This is a genomic window from Emcibacteraceae bacterium (assembly GCA_041396985.1).
GTDB lineage: Bacteria > Pseudomonadota > Alphaproteobacteria > Sphingomonadales > Emcibacteraceae > Pseudemcibacter.
The window spans coordinates 197,167-216,341 of the sequence record JAWKXO010000003.1; the positions used below are offsets into that span (position 1 = coordinate 197,167).

Here is a 19,175-nt window from a genome sequence, read left to right on the forward strand (position 1 = left end):
ATTCAATGAATTGAACTCATCACATGAATGACAGGTAGGCCAGGATTGATAAAAAAAAATATAAGAGATGAGGTGCCGACACCGGCACATCCGCTCGAGCGAAAAGAGCCTTTACCAGGGTATCAGCCAAAACCAAAATCAGAAGATCCTGAAGGTCCGGCAAAAATTGAAGCTTTACTGAATAGTCCATCATACAGACCTTCCATCGAGGATTTGGATTTTCTGAACGGCGATGATATGCGCGGTGTGCGTTTGATGCTCGATTATATAAAGCCGAACAAAGTCTTAGAGGAAAATGGTGTAAAATCAGCAATAGTAGTCTTTGGCAGTGCAAGAATTGTTGAACCAGCTGCAGCTAAACAACATGTTGAACAATTAAGAGATGAAATATCAAAATCACCTGATGATGAAGAATTACATAGGCGTTTATTGATAGCTGAACGCATTCAGGCAAAATGTCACTATTATGAAATTGCCCGTGAATTCTCACGACTTGTTGCTTCTTTTGGCAATGGCCCAAAAGATACGAGTCTTGTAATTGTAACAGGCGGCGGCCCCGGTATAATGGAGGCAGCAAATAGAGGGGCTAGTGAAGCGGGGGCAAAAAACGTTGGCTTAAATATTAATCTGCCACATGAGCAGTTTCCAAACCCTTATGTTTCACCAGAGCTTTGTTTTCAGTTTCATTATTTTGCATTACGCAAAATGCATTTTCTCATGCGGGCAAAGGCGTTGATTGCTTTTCCTGGTGGTTTTGGAACAATGGATGAGCTTTTTGAAACACTTACGTTAATTCAGACCCGTAAAATCAAACCGCTTCCTGTGGTTCTTGTCGGTGAAGCCTATTGGCGCAAGGTTTTTGATATAGACTTCATGGTCGAAGAAGGCGTTATAGATGAAGAAGACAGAGACCTTTTCTGGTATGCTGAAACAGCAAGAGATATATGGGATGGATTATTATGCTGGCATGAGCAAAATGGTGAAACAATAATAGGAAATAGTCAATGAAACTGTCTTTTCACGGTGCTGACCGCAATGTGACCGGTTCGTGTCATTTGGTTGAATGCGGCGGAAAAAAAATTCTGGTTGATTGCGGCCTTTATCAGGGTGGACATGAATTGGTTCAGGAAAATGCCAAGGATTTTGGATTTGATCCTTCCGATATTGATTATCTTCTTCTAACACATGGACATCTGGATCATTGCGGTCGTATTCCCCTGCTTGTCAAACGCGGGTTTAGAGGTGAAATTATCATGACTGCGGCAACCGTGGAACTGGCCCGACTAGTCTTGCTTGATTCTGCAGGCTTGCAGGAGGAGGAGGCCCGTTATCAAATCAGAAAAATAAATCGGCAGGGTGGAAAGAAAACAAATAAAATTGAACCGCTTTATACGACACTGGATGTGCTCAATAGTTTTAATTATTTTGGCAGACAGGCGGATTATAACGAGGGTATTCAGCTTGCGGCGGGAGTCAGGGCAACATTTCTGGATGCGGGGCATATCCTTGGATCCGCCAGTATATTCCTGGAACTTGAGGAACAGGGAAAAAAGCATCGGCTGCTGTTTTCAGGGGATCTGGGGTATAGTGGGCGGGCCATACTCCGTAACCCGGCAACACCACCCGATGCCGATACGGTCGTTATTGAAACCACATATGGGGATCGGCTTCATAAGAAACTCGAGCCGACCATAGATGAATTTTATGATGCCATTAATAAAACCATTGGCAGAGGTGGCAATGTGGTCATCCCGACCTTCGCGTTGGAGCGGGCTCAGGAAATACTTTATTATCTGCGGGAGGGTGTTGAAAACAGACGCCTTGCCCATTTCATTACTGTCTTTCTGGATTCGCCCATGGCGATATCTGCAACTGAAATTTTTAAACGTCACCCTGAATGTTTCGACAGTGAAACGCTGGCGGTTTCAGGAAATGGCAATGATCCGTTCGGGCTGCCGGGACTTCATTTTACGCGGGAAACAGCTGAATCCATGGCAATAAACCAGATCAGCAGTGGTGCGGTTATCCTTGCTGGTTCCGGTATGTGTACGGGGGGCAGGGTAAGGCATCATCTGAAACATAATATCTGGCGCAAGGAATGCAGTATCATTTTTGTTGGGTTCGCGGCGCAAGGGACGTTGGCGAGAAAAATTGTTGATGGGGCAGAGCATGTCAAAATTTATGGTGAAATGATCCCGGTACGGGCCAATATTTATACGATTGGCGGTTTTTCTGCCCATGCTGATCAGGCGGAGCTGCTTGCCTGGCATGATAAAACCGGAAACCCAAAAAGAACATTCCTTGTTCACGGTGAAGAAGAAACCATGCATATTTTTGCCAAAAAATTAAAAGGCAAAAAAGTCGAAATTCCAAAACTTCATCAGAGTTATGATCTATAATAAATCGACCTGAATATAAATAACGGTTATTTCTGTAATGCTTTAAATTCGCTCATAGCATCCATTACATGAGTGGCATAGACCATGGCAGGGCCGCCGCCCATAAGAATGGCAATGCCGAGCGCCTCTGTTATTTCCTGTTCACTGGCGCCTGCCTCCAGAGCATCATGCGTATGAAATGAGATACAGCCATCACAACGGGAAACTACCGCAATGGCTAGTGCAATAAGCTCCTTGGTTTTTTTATTTAGAGCGCCGTCAGCAATACTGGCACGATGCAGTTGATCAAAAGCATCCAGAATTTTTGGTTGGCTTTCAGAAAGTTTTTTCTGGCATTCTCCGATATGTTTAAGCTGTGCCGGATAGGATGGGGTGTTGGATAATGTCATTTCTAGCTCCTATATTGTCTATGGTTTAAAAATCTGTTTTATGAAATATTAAAAAATCAATTTGTCCTTTCAGTAGGGAGCTTTTATCTAAAGTCCGCTGGGGAAAGTCTCATCCTGCTCTATACGTTGCCATTGTGAGCCGACATCCATGGGTTCAAGGGCGTTGCTTTCGTCAAAATGAATCATAAAGTCGAATTGTGCGGGAAGAACAGCGTGGAAATAGTGACTTTGTCTTTCCGTTTCCGGACGATAAATAACCCCTATGGCTCTCTGAAGCCTGGGCAAATAAAGCTTATCGGTTGCGTTGTTATTTTCCCTCAGATCCAGAAGGAAATTCTTTTTGTTCACTTTATGAAAAATATCTTCATAGCTGCCGGGTATTGGGAGACGTATTTTTTTACATTCCGCAGGCATAGACCAGTTGGAAGCGGCGGTAACCGTTCCCCTGGCCGTTGAGAAACCGACAAGCAATGCCTGATCCTGATAAGTTTGCCTGACCATCTGACCAATATTATATTCGCCCCTATGGGACATCTCAGTAGCAGCAGCATTACCGATGTGTGAATTATGGGCCCAGACAATTATTTTAGCTTTCCTGCCAAGCTGGTTGCTTAAATGTTTTTTTAGATTTTCAAGGGTTCCAAACATATGACGGTCACGCAAATTCCATAAATTAGGGCGCGGCGTAACTTCACTTGCAAACATGCTGCTATAATATTCCTGCCCATTTTTGATGAGGCGTGCATTTTGTTCTGCGCAAAAATATTCATCTTCAGCAATCAGACCATCCCGCTGCAGATAATGATATGCTTTTTTTCTTAGATCAATCAGCTGGTCAATGATTTCCTTTTCACAGCTTTTGGCAACAGCCTTTTTTAGTTCATAGGAATAGGTTTGCTTTTCATCTGCAAAATATTCGAGACAGCTGTAACGCTGCCTTGCTCGCTCTGCGGCATCAATATCTATTGTTTTCAGATAATCAATAACGGCATTTACGGAAGTATTCATGCTATAAAGATCCAGACCGTAAAAGCCAACGGACTTTGTTTTTTTATGAAACATTTCATTGAAAGCCCTTAGCCATTTTATAAAATGAAGAATTTCATAATTGGCCCACATCCAGGTGGGAAAGCGTTCAAATCGTGACAATGCCTCCTCTGCAGTTGAAGGTTGAGTTAAGTCACAGACAAAACGGTTAACAGCATAGGCATCCGGCCAGTCTGCTTCTACGGCAACGGCATCAAACCCCTTTTCTTCAATTAATCTCTGGCTGATTTCTGAGCGCGTACGATAAAATTCCTCGGTGCCGTGTGAAGCCTCGCCAATGAGAACAAATTGCTTATCTGAGGAAGCTTCAATAATGCTGTCATATTCGTCAGTGGCTTCACCGGCAGGATAGGCGCATTTTTCAATAGCGGATATCAAAAAGGCATCATTTTCATTTATTTCCATTTTCTATCCCGTTTTCATTTATCTGAATTCAAAGTGAGAAGTTCCTGTACTTCCTGATCCGTTGTTTGTGAGAAATCATTGTACCAGTTGCCAACACCGTAAAATGGATCAGGCGTAAAAAGACATATTACCTTATCGGCTATATCTTCCATTTTCCTGATTGTATCAACGGCGCCCACCGGTACCGCGACGACAACTTTTTTGATATCTGTCTGCTTTAAAGCCATTACGGCCGCATGCATTGTGGCTCCGGTGGCTAGTCCGTCATCGACAATAATAACCGTCATCCCTTTTAAATTGGGTGAGGGTCGACCAGAACGATAGAGCTGGCTACGCCTTTTAAGTTCCTGCGTTTCCCGAACTATAGCCCCCTCAATTGCAGTGTGGGGAATTTGAAGGCTGCTTATAATATCCTGATTAATGTAAAGGATATTACCTTCAGCAATCGCACCCATTGCCAGTTCTTCATGACCTGGCACGCCAAGCTTTCTTACAAGGAGAATATCAAATGGCAGACTTAAAGCTCTGGCAATTTCATAGGCAATTGGAACCCCCCCGCGCGGCAGCCCGAGAATAATAGTATCCGGTGTTTGGGAATAAGCGGATAATGCTTTTGCAAGTTCTTTTCCGGCATGGGCTCTGTTTAGAAAATGCATATAATTTATCCTATATATTTTTTGAACCAGTCCGCCGCAATTTGGGCCACCATATGAAGTGTGCCCGGCTCCTCAAACAAGTGTGTTGCCCCGGGAATGATGAACAGGCGAGATTCATCATTTAGGTCGTCTAATGCCTCTTCATTTAGTTTTAAGACCTCGGGATCATTTTCACCTACAATGAGAAGGGCAGGAATTTTGACGCCAGACAGAAATTTTCCGGCAAGGTCTGGACGCCCGCCGCGGGAAACAACGGTGGCAATATCACCGGGTCGCTGCGCGGCTGCTATCAAAGCTGCGCCGCCACCTGTGCTGGCGCCAAAATATCCCATTTTCAGGTTCTTGGTAACGGCGCTTCTTTTTACCCAATCGGCTATTTGCACAAGACGGTCAGCAAGCATAGGGATATCAAACCGTAAATGGCGTGTTCTTAGATCAATTTCTTCCTCTTCAGGAGATAAAAGGTCAGTTAGCAGAGATGCTATATTATGTTCATAAAGCATTTCTGCAACGTACCAGTTGCGGAAACTGAAGCGGCTGCTGCCGCTTCCATGAGCGAAGATAACAATCCCTCTGGCATTCGGGGGTACAGAAAGTCTGCCCCCCAATGTAATCCCATTGAGAGGAACGTCCACCGTCATATCCTTGACGGAGCCATTAGAGTTGACAATATCTGAATTTATCACAATATTTTCCGGGTTCAATAACCACAACAGAAAAACAAGTATATACCGATTTTCAACAAATTTCATTGATATCAATCAAATCTGGCATTGATTAGTTTTGGAATTCTTGCGGTGAATAATGAAATTTTAAAATTGGTGGATTGAGGAGTATTTGACTATAATCAATGAAGTTGATCAGCACATGTCATAAATTGATCTGTAATGTAGAAAGATTATAAATGGCTATTCTGAATGAAAAGACGGTTAATTCTCTCCATCTGGAAGGATGGGTGGTCGGTGCAATGGGGTCCGTTGTTGATGTCCGTTTTGAGGATAGTGCTCTGCCGGAAATTAATGATGCTCTCAAGGTGTTATGGGATGGTTCCCACCCTTTAATTTTGGAGGTTCAGCAGCATTTAAGCAAAGATACCGTTCGTGCGGTGGCAATGGAGCATACGGCAGGTATCAAGTGGGGCGATAAAGTTATTGCGTCCGGCGGGCCGATTGAGGTTGCTGTGGGAAAAGATGTCTTAGGACGCATGGTCAATATTCTGGGGCAGCCCGTTGATCAGAAAGACGCATTTCCAAATACAATTACCCGATGGCCAATTCATAGAAAATCTCCCTTGTTGATTTCACAGAATTTATCGCAAAAAATGTATCATACCGGTATTAAGGTTATCGACCTTTTGTCACCTTTGGTGCAGGGTGGCAAAGCCGGAATGTTTGGTGGAGCGGGTGTTGGAAAAACCGTCCTGATCATGGAACTCATCAGAAATATGTCGACCCTACAATCCGGCATATCAGTTTTTGCCGGGGTTGGGGAGCGGACAAGGGAAGGTCATGAGCTTCTGCAGGAAATGAAAGCGTCCGGCGTTCTGGATATGGTGTCTCTGGTCTTTGGCCAAATGAATGAACCGCCGGGAGCGCGATGGCGTGTCGGTATGACAGCAATCACCATTGCCGAATATTTCAGGGATGTTGATCACAGTGATGTGTTGCTTCTGATGGATAATGTATTCAGATTTGTTCAGGCAGGAAGCGAAATTTCAGGGGCGCTTGGCCGTCTGCCATCCCGGGTCGGATATCAGCCGACACTGGCCAGTGAAATTGCCGATCTTGAGGAAAGAATTGTATCATCCTCAGGCGCATCAATCACCTCAATCCAGGCTGTCTATGTTCCTGCAGATGATTTTACTGATCCGGCGGTTACAGAAATTTTCACACATCTGGATTCGTCCATTGTCCTTTCGCGTGATATGGCATCGGAAAGTCTTTATCCGGCGATTGACCCGCTTTCATCCTCATCGGCACTGCTGGATCCTATGATCGTCGGTAAAGAACATTATGTGGCGGCACAGGATGTGCGCAAGGCTATAGAGCATTACCGTTCACTGGAAGATATCATTGCAATGCTGGGGATTGATGAATTAAGCCTTGATGATCGCCGGGCAGTTTACAGGGCGAGGCGACTTATCCGCTTTTTAACCCAGCCGTTTAATGTAACGGAGCCTTTTACGGGCATGCCGGGCAAATCAGTAAGTCTTGAAGATACGATTGCCGGGGTACAGCGCATTCTTAGCGGTGAATGTGACAGCTGGCCGGAAAATGTTTTTTATATGATCGGGACAATTGATGAGGCTCATGAAAAATATCTTCACCTTAAAAGAGAGGCAGGTAAATGAAGCTAACCATAACCACACCAATGGGCATTGTTATTGATAGTGAAACAGTCTTATCGCTTAAGGCCGAGGATAAAACGGGAAGTTTTGGCATTATGCCTGGACATGCCGATTTTATAACGGTTCTTGATATTTCAGTGGTAAGCTGGAAGGGAGAAAGTGGGAGAACAAATTACTGCGCCGTATGCAAGGGATTATTATCCGTCACAAAGGGAAGTGAAATTTTAATCGCCACGCGCGAAGCTGTAATTGGAACCGATCTGGAAAGCTTAAAGAGCAGAACGCTGGTCAAATATTATTTTGATGAGGAACAGGAAGAAAAAACAAGAGTCTCACAGGAAATAATGCAGGCAGAGGCCATAAGAAATATTCAGAAATATTTGCTTCAGGAGACACGGTTTGACACTTCGACCTGAACAGAATGAGGACCTGCATGAGAGCGTAAAGCGCCGTGAAAGAATTTCGCAGATTGCCGAACGTGAAGGCGAGCGGACTATCGGCCAGAATCTGGCCTTAATGGGCTCTGTCGGCTGGCTGGTGGTGCTTCCGGCTGTGGCGGGAATTTTTCTGGGCCGCTGGCTGGATGCAAAGTTTGCAAGCGGGATATTCTGGACGGGGGCCTGTATTTTGCTTGGTGTTTCTTTTGGTGTCTGGCTTGGATGGAAACGAATTAAAGAGGAAAATAAATGAACCCGATATCAATAACTATCATTGCTTTAATTGCAGGGTTTACCCTTGGTTTATTTTTTTTCTGGCTCTTGAAATTAAACAGTGATTATTACCTGAAGGATGGTAAAAAAGGATTGGCTATTTTGCTGCATGTTGCCCGGTTTGCGGTTATTTTTCTGGCCTTCTGGTATATTACCAAATTTGGAGCTCTAGCCCTGCTTGCCAGTTTCGGCGGGTTTTTACTCAGTCGCCTGATTTTCACCCGCTTTTTAATTAAAAAGGAAGTGTGATGGGAAATCCGTTTAGCCCCCATATCGTTTTTATGATTGGCCCGGTTCCGATCAGTATGGCAGTGCTAACCACTTGGGGAATTATTATTTTTCTTGCCCTGTTGTCCTGGTTGTCCTGTCGAGGGTTGAAGGTTTCTGCCGGACGTTGGCAATCAGTGCTTGAAATTTTAATAACCGGCATTGATGATCAGATTACCCAGATCATTGATGAAAAAAAGGTTCATTTTTTCCCCCTGATCGCAACACTTTTTATTTTTATATGTCTGGCGAACCTTATTGATATCGTGCCGGGCCTTTCATCACCAACTGCCGTTCTTGAGACAACGGCCGCCCTTGCCGTGATAACATTTTTCAGTGTTCACTATGTGGGAATTAAATCAAAAGGATTGTTCGGCTATTTAAAAAGCTTTACCGAACCAAATATCATATTGATGCCTTTTACAATTTTATCCCAGATAACAAGAACTTTTTCGATGATGATCCGGCTTTTTGGAAATATGATGAGCGGCCAGTTTTTAATGGGGATTATTCTGGCCTTTGTGGGGTTATTGGTGCCCATTCCGCTTATGATATTACATGTGCTTATCAGCATATTGCAGGCATATATTTTTACTATCCTGGCAACCGTTTTTATTGCCGCGGCAATAGCAGAAGATAATAAAGGAGACTAAAATGGATTTGGATTTAATTAGTATTATTGTGGCGGGATTTACCGTTTCTGCCGGCGCCATTGGCCCCGCTTTGAGTGAGGGTTATGCCGTTGGAAAGGCGATGGATGCCATCGCCAGGCAGCCGGAAGCCGCCGGGCCACTTGCCAGAACCCTGTTTGTTGGACTGGCGATGATTGAAACAACGGCGATTTATTGCCTCGTTATCGGTTTGCTTCTTTTATACGCAAATCCGTTTGTCGGGTAACATAATGCAGTTTGATCTTTGGACATTTGGCTTACAGACTGTCAATTTTCTTGTACTGGTATGGCTGCTTAAAATTTTCCTCTATACACCGGTGGCGAAAATAATTGAGCGGCGTCAGGCCGGGATCAGGGCGGCACAGGATGAGGCCGACCGTGCTAAAAAGAATGCTGAAAATGAAGCGGCGCAGTTTAAACAGAAAACTGATGAGATTGAAGCGGAGCGTGAGCAGATAATTGCTGATGCGCGTATTGCTGAATCCAAAGCTTATGACGATCTTATCATACAGGGTCAAAGTGAAATTGCTCATATGCGTGATCTGACCAAGCGGGATATTGAAAGAGAAAAAAACAAAGCAAAATCGGAAATACGTCGTGGTGCCACTGAATTGGCTATTTCTCTTAGTCGTCAAATTCTGGCAGAAAGTGCGAACGGGTATATTGACGAATATTTTCTCGACAAGGTTAAAAACCATTTAAAAGCGCTACCCGTTTCCGAATTTAAAAATCTTCAGGACCAGCTAAAGGATGGCATGTTGACAATAATATCTGCGGAAAAGTTGCAATCGCAGATGAAGAAAAAATGGCAGGATGCCATTCAGGAAATATTTGAGAGCAAGGTAAAGCTTAGTTTCAGTGTGGATAAGAAACTGATTGCCGGGGTTAATCTTCAGTTTCCGGACGGACTTTTAAGCTTTAACTGGAATGATATTCTGGAACAGGCAAAATTTGAACTGGACAAACGGGCGGGTGGTGAATGAATAAGGAAGTAGGGCTTTCATCTGATCTGAATGAATGGCTTGGCGAAGCCAGTGATATTACTTCAACCTTGCAGTTTGGTCCCCGCCTTAAACAAAGAGGAAAGGTGATCAGCATTGGCGATGGTGTCGCCTTTGTCTCAGGGTTAAAAAAAGTCCGGCTTAATGAGCTTGTCATTTTTGAGACAGGTGTCGAAGGCATGGTTATGAGCATTGAGACGGCAAAATTCGGCTGTATTCTGCTGGGCCCCCAGGATGGAATAAGTGCAGGTTCCGTTGTTTTAGGCTCAGGCGAAGTCGCCCGCACAAAGGTAGGTGATGAATTATTGGGCCGGATATTGGATCCTTTGGGACAAGCGCTTGATAACGGTCCGGAATTTGAAGCGAAAGATTATAGGGAGGTCGAAAGGCCAGCCCCGCCGATAGTGGACAGGGATCTGGTGAGCACACCGCTGCAAACCGGTATCACGGTCATTGATGCGATGATACCGCTTGGACGCGGCCAAAGGGAATTAATTATCGGGGATCGCGGCACGGGCAAAACAACCGTTGCCGTCGATACCATAATAAATCAGCGTGATACCGATGTGATCTGTATATATGTTGCCATCGGTCAAAAAAGCTCATCTATCAAAAAAGTTATCGAGGCAATCACAAGAAACGGAAATATCAATAACTGTATTTTTGTCGCGGCGCTGGCGGACAGCAGTCCGGGAATGCAGTGGCTGGCCCCCTATGGTGCTTTCGGCATGGCAGAATATTTTGTCGATCAGGGACGGGATGTACTGGTTGTGCTTGATGATATGAACAAGCATGCAGCAACATACAGGGAGCTTGCTTTATTGCTTGGCTATATCCCTGGAAGGGAAGCCTATCCAAGTGATATTTTTTATATTCATGCACGGCTTCTTGAAAGGGCAACGCAAATGAACGCTGAGAATGGTGGTGGCTCTTTAACGGCCCTGCCTATTGTCGAAACCCAATCGGGGAATTTGTCGTCCTATATACCAACGAACCTAATTTCCATTACCGATGGGCAGATTTATCTGGAACCAAAGCTTTTCAATGAAGGATCAAAACCGGCTGTCAATGTCGGCTTAAGTGTTTCAAGGGTGGGCGGAAAAACGCAGGTAGGCGTGATACGAAATCTGGTAAAAAGTCTTAAAATTGATTTTGCCCAGTTTCAGGAACTGGAACTATTTACACGGTTCAGTTCTGCGGTTGACGAGCATGTACTAAAAACCATCAGGCATGGCAGGCGAATTCGCGCCGTCTTAAAACAAAGGCAGTATAACCCGGTCACTCTGGCTGAACAAATCTGTATCCTCTTTGCTTTAAAGGAAATGTTGCTCGACAGACTTAGCCTTGAGGATGTTGAGCGTTTTAAAAATGGCTTGGGGTCCTGGATAAAAGAAAATGCCATGACAATTACCAGTAAAATAATTGATGCTGATATTATTAAACCGGAAGATCGGGAAATTTTACTGGATCAGTTAACCCATTATGCCAAAGGGTTTAATTCCTACGCGAGTGAAGAACATGAACCATCTCAAACTTGAGAAGCGTAAGGAAAGCATAGGAAAATTAAGAAGCATTGTATCTGCATTGCGGTCAATGGCGGCGCTTCGGGTTCAGCAAACGTTAAATCCGCTAAAAGGTATGCGCGAATATCGAGATAGCACCCTGGATTCAATTGCCAGATTCAGAAGTTTGGCTGAAATTCCAATTGCGGCAAGCAAGGATAAAAACAGGAATCTTCTGATCATATTCTGTTCGGAATATGGATTTGTCGGTGGATTTAACCGTGGAATACTGGAAGAAGTCAGTAAAATTGACCGAGTAGATTTTGAAATAGGGCTGGTGGGAACGCGCGGGGTGACATTGGCGGAAGAACTGAATATTAAACCCGATTGGGTGCTCAAAATGAGCAATGATCATAATTCTGTGCAACATACAGCCCGTGACATTTCGAGCTATATATTTGAGGCCGTGAATGATGGCATCAGTTCAATTAAACTTCTTTATACTGAAAAAAAAGGGGCCATCGAAACGGCAATAAGGCTCCGTCAGCTATTTCCTATTGAGACGCTTAAATCAGAACAGGAGGAAACACCGGAAGATGTCCCCCTTCTTAATATGCCGCCAAAGGATATTCTGGGCTATCTGATTGAAGAATATATAATGGCATCCATTGGCTGCACGGTTATGGAAAGTCTGCATGCGGAAAATATCGTCAGAATGAATTCAATGGATTATGTCTACCATAATGTTTCCAAAAAATATGATCAGCTGAGCCTGTTGTCACACCAGAAATATCAGGAAGAGATCACAACAGAGCTTTTTGATATAATAACCGGCTTTAAAGCCCAGAAAGAAAATAAACTGAATTCGGTTTCAGAATAGATTACCTACCCAGTTTCGGCCTTGGCCATAATTTTCTTTACGGATATGAAGCTGTCGGGCGTTACCGATAAACTGTCAATTCCCGCTTCCACTAAAATCCGGGCATAATCCGGATGATCACTGGGGGCCTGACCGCAAAGTCCGACTTTTGTTTTTTTGCGGTGGGCGCGTTTTATTAAATCTCGGATGCTGGATACGACCGCCGGATCGGCAGCATTAAAGATGGACGATAGTTTATGTGAATCCCGATCAATGCCAAGCGTTAACTGGGTAAGGTCGTTGCTGCCAATTGAAAAACCGTCAAACCGGTCTGCGAAATCTTCTGCAAGGATGATGTTGGCCGGAATTTCAGCCATGACATAGACTTCAAGTCCATTTTGCCCGCGTATCAGGCTCTGTTTTTTCATTTCCTTTAAGACCGCATCTGCTTCGCCCAGAGTGCGGCAATAAGGGATCATCACGATGACATTTTTAAAGCCGATTTTTTCTCTTACATATTTGATCGCCCGACATTCCAGGGCAAAGGCGTCCCGATAATTTTCATCATAATACCGGCTGGCGCCGCGCCAGCCGATCATCGGGTTATCTTCTGTTGGCTCGAATGCGGCCCCGCCAATAAGGTTTGAATATTCATTTGTTTTAAAATCGCTAAAGCGGACGATTACCGGCTTCGGATATTGACTGGCAGCGATCAGGGAAATATCCCGGGCCAGATTTTCTACAAAATAATCTTCTTTTTTTGCGTAATTAGCTGTCATTTCCAAAATTTGTTTGCGGACGTTTTTGCCTTTTACCTTATCCATATTGATTAGGGCCATAGGGTGAATTTTTATATTATTGCTGATAATAAACTCGATCCTTGCAAGACCAATACCATCGGAAGGCATTCTCCACCATCTGAGGGCCTCATAGGGGTTTGCTATATTGAGCATCAGTTTAGTTTTTGTCTTGGGCAAACCTTCATAGGTAATGTGCTCTTTGTCAAATGGTAGTTTCCTGGCATAAACAAATCCATGTTCCCCTTCTGCGCAGGAAACGGTGACTTCCTGATTATTTTTAAGTGTTTTACAGGCGTTGCCCGTTCCGATCACAGCGGGCAGACCGAGTTCGCGGCTGACGATTGCGGCATGTGATGTTCTGCCGCCATGATCGGTGATCAAGGCACTGGCTTTTTTCATAACCGGTAACCAATCAGGGTCTGTTTTTGGGGCGACGAGAACAGCCCCTTCCGGGAATTTATCGGCTTCAGATATATCATTCAGGATACAGACTTTACCGGATGCAATCGCCTCACCGATGCTTACGCCCTGAACCAGGACGTCACCTTTTTTCTTTAATTTATATGACCATATTTCCCCCAGTTTTTTCCTTGCCTGTACCGTTTCGGGGCGGGCCTGTAAAAGATAAAGGCGTCCATTATCCGCATCCTTTGCCCATTCCATATCCATTGGTACCTTATAGTGGGCTTCGATATGCCTGGCGGCTTTGGCAAGGGTCAGAATTTCCTTATCATTTAAAACAAATGATTTTCTTTCTTTTTTCTTAGTGGCAACAGACTTGGTGCCGTCTTTGCCTTTTTCTCTATAAACAATTTTGGTCAGTTTTGATCCGACTTTCTTTTGTAAAATTGGCGCTAGCTTTCGATCGGATAGAAACGGTTTATAAACTATATATTCGTCTGGATCGACGGCACCCGATACGATTCCTTCTCCAAGTCCCCATGCGCCATTTATGATTACCACATCGGGAAACCCGGTTTCAGTATCAATGGAAAACATGACGCCTGAACAGGAGCCGGAGGCTTCAACCATCATTTGTACACCGACGGATAAAGCCACTTTCATATGATCTATTTTATTAAGGGTTCGATAGGTAATGGCACGGTCCATAAAAAGGGATGCCAGGCATTTCTGGCAGGCCTCAATAAGATTATTAAAACCCTTCACATTCAAAAAACTCTCATGCTGACCGGCAAAACTGGCATCGGGAAGATCTTCTGCGGTGGCACTGCTTCTGACAGCAACATTTGCCTTTGTTTTATTTGCAGATTTACATAAATCTGAATAGGCCTGCCTGACTTCAGTTATTATTTCATCAGGCATTTTTCCAGCTAAAATAAGCTTTCTGATTTTTTTTCCGGTCTGTTCCAGTGTAAGGTTGCCATTTTCCAGGCTTTTCAGCAGTTTTTGTATTGGTTCCTTTAATTTATTTTTTTCTATGAATAACCAATATGACTGTGTGGTAAGAGCAAAGCCGTGGGGAACATGAATGCCCAGTTTGGATATGTTTTGGATCATCTCTCCCAGTGAGGCGTTCTTGCCACCCACTTTTGGAATGTCGTTCAAGCCAATTTCTGTGAACTGAAGCGTTAAAGGTATCATCTTACTTTGCTCCATAATATGAATGAGATATACCACCAGTCTAATCCATTCCATATTGAAATATTATGACATGGATCAAATTATGAATGATTTAATTTTTAATTGCTACTAAGGGCTTTTATAGAGACAGGCATATTGACAGATTTTGCAGCATATAATGCAGCGCCTATTACCGGGTTATAGGCAGGTTCCATAAGTTGATAATCGTCATATTGTGTGATTAAATTATCTTTTAGAGGCTTAAGGATTAAATCCCCTGCGTTAAAAACGCCGCCTGAGTATGAAACAGGAATAATGTCGTCTTTCGGCCAGTCAAGCTGCATTCGAATTGCTTCAATAATTGATGAGAGCTCTTTTCCAGCAGCATTATAAATTTCTTTAGAGGTTATATCGCCGGCTTTCGCCGCTTCAAAAACATGTTGGGCCAGACTGGCAATTTTGCTGCGTTCATTATTAAAGTCGCTCATTATGCGTCCGATCAGGTCTATCGGTTCAACCAGGTCAAGCTGCTTCATAATAATATCAAACAAAGGTCCTTTTTTTGCCCTGCCGTCAGCCATTAGTGTAAATTGGGTAAGTCCCTCACGGGCAATCCAATAGGCGGATCCTTCATCACCAAAAATTTCGCTCCATCCGCCGGAACGGGCACATCTCCCCTTATGTTCCCCATAACCGATTGAGCCAGTACCGGCAACAATATTGATGCCATCTTTGCCGCCAAGGGACCCGGCCCAGCCACAGATCATATCATTGCCACATAAATATTGGTTTTTGTTTAGAATTTTTGCCGGCAAATTGTCCAGCTTTGGGGTAATATTCCGATCTTCACCGTAACTGGGGATACCGAAAAATCCAAACGTAATATTCTCAGGGATAATACCGGCTTTCTCGCAGACAACTTTTACACCTTTCGTTATTGTGACTTCTGCTGCCTCAAGACCAACCTCATGATAATATGTGGTCGGTGCTGTATGGAGAGCGATTATATCGCCCGTCTGATTAATCAGAATGAAATCGGTTTTGGTTCCGCCGCTATCAACACCTAAAAACATAATCTGTCGCCTACCCGTTAAGAGGATGAATGGTAACACCCTGAACAACTCTGTTTACAGTTCCGCTGGCACTTGGACTGTCGGGGGAATTTCCTTGTTTATAGGCCTGATAAAAGGCAAAAATCTGGGCCCATATGGCATAGGGAAATAATAGACTAAAATCCTTTTCCATCTCCATATCATCAATGAAAATGAAATCCCCTTTGGTTATTTCATCATCTTTTTGGGCTGTTAAAGCAATCACCTGTCCGACTTCACCATCATTCCTTAATTCTTGAAGTAAATCCATATCATATTGGCGGGTAAACGGGTCGTTGGACATGAATATGATCACCAGGGTATTGTTGTTAATAATGGTTTTGGGGCCATGACGAAAACCTAGTGGGGATTGGGACATAGTTATAATCTCCCCATCCGTCATTTCCAGCAATTTCAGAGAGGCTTCCTGGGCAAGACCATAAAATCCATTGCTGCCAAGATAGACAATGCGGTCAAATTTTTTATCAACCAGAGCATCAATTTCGGGAACCAGTTGGGTAAGAACCTGATTACCAGCAGCAATAATGGTGTCTGTGCAGGAAACAATGTTATTTATCCCCAGAAAGACGGATATTGCGGCATACATCATGCTTGAATAACTGGACGTCATCACAAAACTACGATCATGTGTTAAGTCGGGGAGCAAAACCGCCAGACTGTTTTGGTGCCCCCCACATCTTTTAAAGAGCTCGCCATCCTTGTTGCACGTGAAGACGAGATGATAGCAGTCTGAAATAATCTGATCTGCATAATCGACGGTTGCCACGCTTTCAGGGCTACCGCCGGAACGGCTGAATGAAACTATGAGAGTTGGCCTGTCGGCCATTAAATACTGTCTGGGGTTCGATACTATGTCAGTTGTCGCTATTGATTCAATCTGACGTTCCAGTATTTCAGACAATATAGGGGTAATACAGGCGCCAATATAGGATGATGTTCCGGCGCCGGTTAAAATGATGCGAATATTTTTTTGACTTATCAGAGGTGAGAGAAATGATTGAATTTTTTTCTCTTCCAGTCCTAACATATTCTGGGTGAGCTTCCAGGCATTTGGTTGCTGTTCTATTTCCCGGGCCGTTAAAATGGCTCCTTTTTCAGACAGCAAGTCTTGGGACAGGTTTAGGTATTTCATCTGTTGCTCTCTAGTTGATGGCAGGCATTATAATATTGATCAAGAACACTGCCTATATAGTTAATGATAATGTCATTGAAATTGTTCTTTATCAGTCCTTTTCTAATGGCCTGATATTGTAGTGGCAGAAATTGTGAAAGCAGTGTCAGGGAGGGAGGATTTGAATTCCAGTTTTTTTCCAAACAATTCAATACTTCCTTTATTGTCTCATCCGGCCAGTAATAGCGAATTCTGTCTGAAAGGCTATATTGCATATCCAGTAGTTGTTGATGCGGTTCTGATGCATAATAGGATTTCCAGTATTTTGGATTGTTATACATCACTTCCAAAACGGTCTGGCGTAGATTTGATTTGTTTTTAATCTTCTGCCATTGACTTTCAATTTCATCCATTGCCCATAAGACCTCTCGTAAGGCGAAGGTCAGACCCGGGCCCACCTTTAAAATGGCAAAATGGTCTTTGACCAGTTGCTTCAAACTTTCTTCCGTCTGATAATCGGTCGAATGAGCCTCGAAAACCATAGTTTCTATATCATCCAAGGCAGTGCTTAAATCTGCCGCTTTTTCCGACTGATAATCAATGACTTTATGGTGGTCAAATTCCACTCCGGGCTGGACGACCACCCCAACAACTCTGGACCAGACATTTTCAAGACCTGCACCACTGAAGGCTTTTTTGTGCAATTCGATGGTTTTTAGGGCATCACTAGATGAGGTTACTTCCAGAATATTAAGCTCTTCCTTCGCTCCGCCTGGAGCCGGAACTTCGGTGCCAATGATATAAACGGGTGCTTCTCCACCAATATTGTTCCATGCCGTTTCAGCAACCTTACATAACCGTGCAGCACGGCGAGCAACAATTTCATCAGATAATATAGCAGGATCGCCAAGGCAGGTCATTGAGCAGTCCAGATGAATTTTGCGAAATCCCGCTATTACATATTGTTCTATTAAAATTTCAGATTTGAACATTGCCTCTTCGGCTGTAAAGGTCTGCCAACAGTTTGGTCCCAAATGATCTCCACCGAACAGAATTTTGCTTTTGGGAAAATTAATTTGATCAGCAATATTATAGACAAAATGGATAAAATCTTCAGGACGCATTCCGGTATATCCGCCATCCTGATTGACCTGATTTGAAGTGGCTTCAATTAAAACAGGGCTGTTTTTATCTAGTCCATGGCGAAGACTTGCTTCAATAATAAATGGGTTGGCAGAACATATGGATGTTATGCCAAGCTTTTGACCTGACTTATGGCGTTTAACAATCTCTAAAATAGATTTCATGAATCATACTTCTCCGGCACTGGCGCTTTTTTTTCGTCAACCGGTTCTATTGCCAGCAGCATTGCAGCTGTAACAGCAAAAATAATTCCTAATATTTTTGTTGGTGCAGGTATTATCCCTAGGGCCACCAATGAAATAATAGCCGTTATCAATGGAGCACCAGCATTGGTCATGGGCGAAACAACAATCGCTTTTCCATATCTGAATGCATAAACAAGACAAAGGGCCCCAATAGCGTTTAATATTTGAATGGAAGCTGCCAAGCTAACCTTGTAGGCACTCCAGTCAATGAAAGCTGAGAAATCAGTCATCCAGATTGCCAAAGGAATAAGTAAAAGGCTGGTAACCATCATATAAAAGAATATACTTTCAGCATTCATAGTTTCATTTGAGATTTTCATAAAATATGCCTGGATACCCCAGGCAGCAGAAATGCTTAAAGCCAGGAAAAACCACAAAATGCCGTGAATATTGTCGCTGTCACCGGAACTATATTCAAAAAGTTGCAGTGATATGAGTGCAAGAACCACCCCCAATGCACCCAGTTTGGTTGTGCGTTCTTTCAGAAGGATCAGAGAAAGGATGATAGTGACCATGGGTGAAAGCGCAATAATAGGAAAAATCAGATATGCCGGGCCTATTGTTAAAGTATAAAATAATACCATTTGGCCTATGGCCCCCAATAGTCCAATTACGAAGCCCAAATATATTGATCTTGAATCATGCTGAAGTTTCCAATTGATCATTTTTAAGACAAAAATGGCGGGAATGATCATTGTTAATGCCCAGATAATATAGATTATAGTGTCTGGCATATGACCTGCCGTAAGTCCGGAAAAAGCACCCCAAACACCCCAGAACAGAGTGGTAATTAATGCATATAGCAACCAAATTTTTGAATTATTCACTTTTGTCCCCTTAAACTATATTCATTATCCCGAGAATTGCTGAGATCAGGATAAGTGGATATAAAATAATTTTTAATATAATTAATTCAGATAGTTAATCTAA

The 19,175-nt window shown here is 43.4% G+C and carries 20 protein-coding genes; 11 read left to right on the top strand and 9 right to left on the bottom strand.

Annotation, left to right across the window (positions count from 1 at the left end; all coding sequences use genetic code 11):
- Positions 1-45 precede the first annotated feature (45 nt).
- Complete coding sequence (locus tag R3D86_09065) at positions 46-1,008, top strand: TIGR00730 family Rossman fold protein (protein ID MEZ5758357.1); 963 nt, start codon at positions 46-48, stop codon at positions 1,006-1,008.
- On the top strand, positions 1,005-2,399 hold the full coding sequence (locus R3D86_09070; protein ID MEZ5758358.1) for an MBL fold metallo-hydrolase: 1,395 nt from the start codon (positions 1,005-1,007) through the stop codon (positions 2,397-2,399). Before R3D86_09065 ends, R3D86_09070 begins: the two co-directional genes overlap by 4 nt.
- 26 nt (positions 2,400-2,425) lie before the next feature.
- On the opposite strand, the gene R3D86_09075 is transcribed toward R3D86_09070, so the two are convergent.
- From R3D86_09075 to R3D86_09090, 4 genes are all read right to left on the bottom strand, one after another.
- A complete protein-coding gene (locus tag R3D86_09075; GenBank protein ID MEZ5758359.1) occupies positions 2,426-2,788 on the bottom strand; it encodes a carboxymuconolactone decarboxylase family protein in 363 nt (120 codons plus the stop codon).
- 87 nt (positions 2,789-2,875) lie between these two features.
- On the bottom strand, positions 2,876-4,240 hold the full coding sequence (locus tag R3D86_09080; protein ID MEZ5758360.1) for an erythromycin esterase family protein: 1,365 nt from the start codon (positions 4,238-4,240) through the stop codon (positions 2,876-2,878).
- A 14-nt stretch (positions 4,241-4,254) separates the two neighbouring features.
- Positions 4,255-4,896, bottom strand: coding sequence for a phosphoribosyltransferase (locus R3D86_09085; GenBank protein MEZ5758361.1), 642 nt, complete (start codon positions 4,894-4,896; stop codon positions 4,255-4,257).
- Between the two features lie 5 nt (positions 4,897-4,901).
- Positions 4,902-5,582 carry a dienelactone hydrolase family protein gene (locus tag R3D86_09090; protein MEZ5758362.1) on the bottom strand — a complete coding sequence of 227 codons (681 nt, stop codon included), beginning with the start codon at positions 5,580-5,582 and terminating at the stop codon, positions 4,902-4,904.
- 218 nt (positions 5,583-5,800) lie between these two features.
- Between R3D86_09090 and atpD the strand changes: the two genes are divergently transcribed.
- Genes atpD through R3D86_09135 form a run of 9 tightly spaced genes read left to right on the top strand, consistent with a single transcriptional unit; the run spans position 5,801 to position 12,274 of the window.
- Positions 5,801-7,246, top strand: a complete 1,446-nt coding sequence (gene atpD, locus R3D86_09095; GenBank protein ID MEZ5758363.1) for a F0F1 ATP synthase subunit beta — start codon at positions 5,801-5,803, stop codon at positions 7,244-7,246.
- Positions 7,243-7,659 (top strand): F0F1 ATP synthase subunit epsilon, encoded by a 417-nt coding sequence (locus R3D86_09100; GenBank protein ID MEZ5758364.1) that lies wholly within the window; start codon positions 7,243-7,245, stop codon positions 7,657-7,659. The genes atpD and R3D86_09100 overlap by 4 nt, the downstream gene beginning before the upstream one ends.
- Positions 7,643-7,933 (top strand): AtpZ/AtpI family protein, encoded by a 291-nt coding sequence (locus R3D86_09105; GenBank protein MEZ5758365.1) that lies wholly within the window; start codon positions 7,643-7,645, stop codon positions 7,931-7,933. Before R3D86_09100 ends, R3D86_09105 begins: the two co-directional genes overlap by 17 nt.
- A complete protein-coding gene (locus R3D86_09110; protein MEZ5758366.1) occupies positions 7,930-8,202 on the top strand; it encodes an ATP synthase subunit I in 273 nt (90 codons plus the stop codon). The genes R3D86_09105 and R3D86_09110 overlap by 4 nt, the downstream gene beginning before the upstream one ends.
- Positions 8,202-8,873 carry a F0F1 ATP synthase subunit A gene (gene atpB, locus R3D86_09115; protein ID MEZ5758367.1) on the top strand — a complete coding sequence of 224 codons (672 nt, stop codon included), beginning with the start codon at positions 8,202-8,204 and terminating at the stop codon, positions 8,871-8,873. The genes R3D86_09110 and atpB overlap by 1 nt, the downstream gene beginning before the upstream one ends.
- Before the next feature lies 1 nt (position 8,874).
- A complete protein-coding gene (locus R3D86_09120; GenBank protein ID MEZ5758368.1) occupies positions 8,875-9,117 on the top strand; it encodes a F0F1 ATP synthase subunit C in 243 nt (80 codons plus the stop codon).
- Between the two features lie 4 nt (positions 9,118-9,121).
- Positions 9,122-9,874, top strand: coding sequence for a F0F1 ATP synthase subunit B (gene atpF, locus R3D86_09125; protein MEZ5758369.1), 753 nt, complete (start codon positions 9,122-9,124; stop codon positions 9,872-9,874).
- On the top strand, positions 9,871-11,430 hold the full coding sequence (locus R3D86_09130) for a F0F1 ATP synthase subunit alpha (GenBank protein ID MEZ5758370.1): 1,560 nt from the start codon (positions 9,871-9,873) through the stop codon (positions 11,428-11,430). The genes atpF and R3D86_09130 overlap by 4 nt, the downstream gene beginning before the upstream one ends.
- Complete coding sequence (locus R3D86_09135) at positions 11,411-12,274, top strand: F0F1 ATP synthase subunit gamma (GenBank protein MEZ5758371.1); 864 nt, start codon at positions 11,411-11,413, stop codon at positions 12,272-12,274. The genes R3D86_09130 and R3D86_09135 overlap by 20 nt, the downstream gene beginning before the upstream one ends.
- A 5-nt stretch (positions 12,275-12,279) precedes the next feature.
- Here R3D86_09135 and ppsA read toward each other — a convergent pair whose 3' ends face one another.
- The 5 genes from ppsA to R3D86_09160 all read right to left on the bottom strand — a co-directional run bounded on the left by ppsA (position 12,280) and on the right by R3D86_09160 (position 19,072).
- Entirely contained in the window at positions 12,280-14,655 is a 2,376-nt protein-coding gene (gene ppsA, locus R3D86_09140; protein MEZ5758372.1) for a phosphoenolpyruvate synthase, read from the bottom strand.
- Positions 14,656-14,753: 98 nt separating this feature from the next.
- Positions 14,754-15,707: a BadF/BadG/BcrA/BcrD ATPase family protein gene (locus R3D86_09145; protein MEZ5758373.1), complete on the bottom strand. Its 954-nt coding sequence runs from the start codon at positions 15,705-15,707 to the stop codon at positions 14,754-14,756.
- Between the two features lie 10 nt (positions 15,708-15,717).
- On the bottom strand, positions 15,718-16,878 hold the full coding sequence (locus R3D86_09150) for an SIS domain-containing protein (protein MEZ5758374.1): 1,161 nt from the start codon (positions 16,876-16,878) through the stop codon (positions 15,718-15,720).
- A complete protein-coding gene (locus R3D86_09155; protein MEZ5758375.1) occupies positions 16,875-18,164 on the bottom strand; it encodes a D-tagatose-bisphosphate aldolase, class II, non-catalytic subunit in 1,290 nt (429 codons plus the stop codon). Before R3D86_09155 ends, R3D86_09150 begins: the two co-directional genes overlap by 4 nt.
- The gene (locus tag R3D86_09160; GenBank protein MEZ5758376.1) at positions 18,161-19,072 is read right to left on the bottom strand and encodes a DMT family transporter; all 912 of its coding nucleotides are present in this window, start codon (positions 19,070-19,072) and stop codon (positions 18,161-18,163) included. Before R3D86_09160 ends, R3D86_09155 begins: the two co-directional genes overlap by 4 nt.
- Between the last annotated feature and the right edge of the window lie 103 nt (positions 19,073-19,175).

Bases quoted from the DNA above. Each gene is read 5' to 3' on its own strand.
- R3D86_09100 (MEZ5758364.1), top strand. From the start codon at position 7,243: ATGAAGCTAACCATAACCACACCAATGGGCATTGTTATTGATAGTGAA.
- R3D86_09145 (MEZ5758373.1), bottom strand. From the start codon at position 15,707: ATGTTTTTAGGTGTTGATAGCGGCGGAACCAAAACCGATTTCATTCTG.
- R3D86_09075 (MEZ5758359.1), bottom strand. From the start codon at position 2,788: ATGACATTATCCAACACCCCATCCTATCCGGCACAGCTTAAACATATC.
- R3D86_09120 (MEZ5758368.1), top strand. From the start codon at position 8,875: ATGGATTTGGATTTAATTAGTATTATTGTGGCGGGATTTACCGTTTCT.
- R3D86_09155 (MEZ5758375.1), bottom strand. From the start codon at position 18,164: ATGAAATCTATTTTAGAGATTGTTAAACGCCATAAGTCAGGTCAAAAG.
- R3D86_09130 (MEZ5758370.1), top strand. From the start codon at position 9,871: ATGAATAAGGAAGTAGGGCTTTCATCTGATCTGAATGAATGGCTTGGC.
- ppsA (MEZ5758372.1), bottom strand. From the start codon at position 14,655: ATGATACCTTTAACGCTTCAGTTCACAGAAATTGGCTTGAACGACATT.
- R3D86_09080 (MEZ5758360.1), bottom strand. From the start codon at position 4,240: ATGGAAATAAATGAAAATGATGCCTTTTTGATATCCGCTATTGAAAAA.
- R3D86_09110 (MEZ5758366.1), top strand. From the start codon at position 7,930: ATGAACCCGATATCAATAACTATCATTGCTTTAATTGCAGGGTTTACC.
- R3D86_09085 (MEZ5758361.1), bottom strand. From the start codon at position 4,896: ATGCATTTTCTAAACAGAGCCCATGCCGGAAAAGAACTTGCAAAAGCA.
- atpB (MEZ5758367.1), top strand. From the start codon at position 8,202: ATGGGAAATCCGTTTAGCCCCCATATCGTTTTTATGATTGGCCCGGTT.
- R3D86_09135 (MEZ5758371.1), top strand. From the start codon at position 11,411: ATGAACCATCTCAAACTTGAGAAGCGTAAGGAAAGCATAGGAAAATTA.
- atpF (MEZ5758369.1), top strand. From the start codon at position 9,122: ATGCAGTTTGATCTTTGGACATTTGGCTTACAGACTGTCAATTTTCTT.
- R3D86_09070 (MEZ5758358.1), top strand. From the start codon at position 1,005: ATGAAACTGTCTTTTCACGGTGCTGACCGCAATGTGACCGGTTCGTGT.
- atpD (MEZ5758363.1), top strand. From the start codon at position 5,801: ATGGCTATTCTGAATGAAAAGACGGTTAATTCTCTCCATCTGGAAGGA.
- R3D86_09150 (MEZ5758374.1), bottom strand. From the start codon at position 16,878: ATGAAATACCTAAACCTGTCCCAAGACTTGCTGTCTGAAAAAGGAGCC.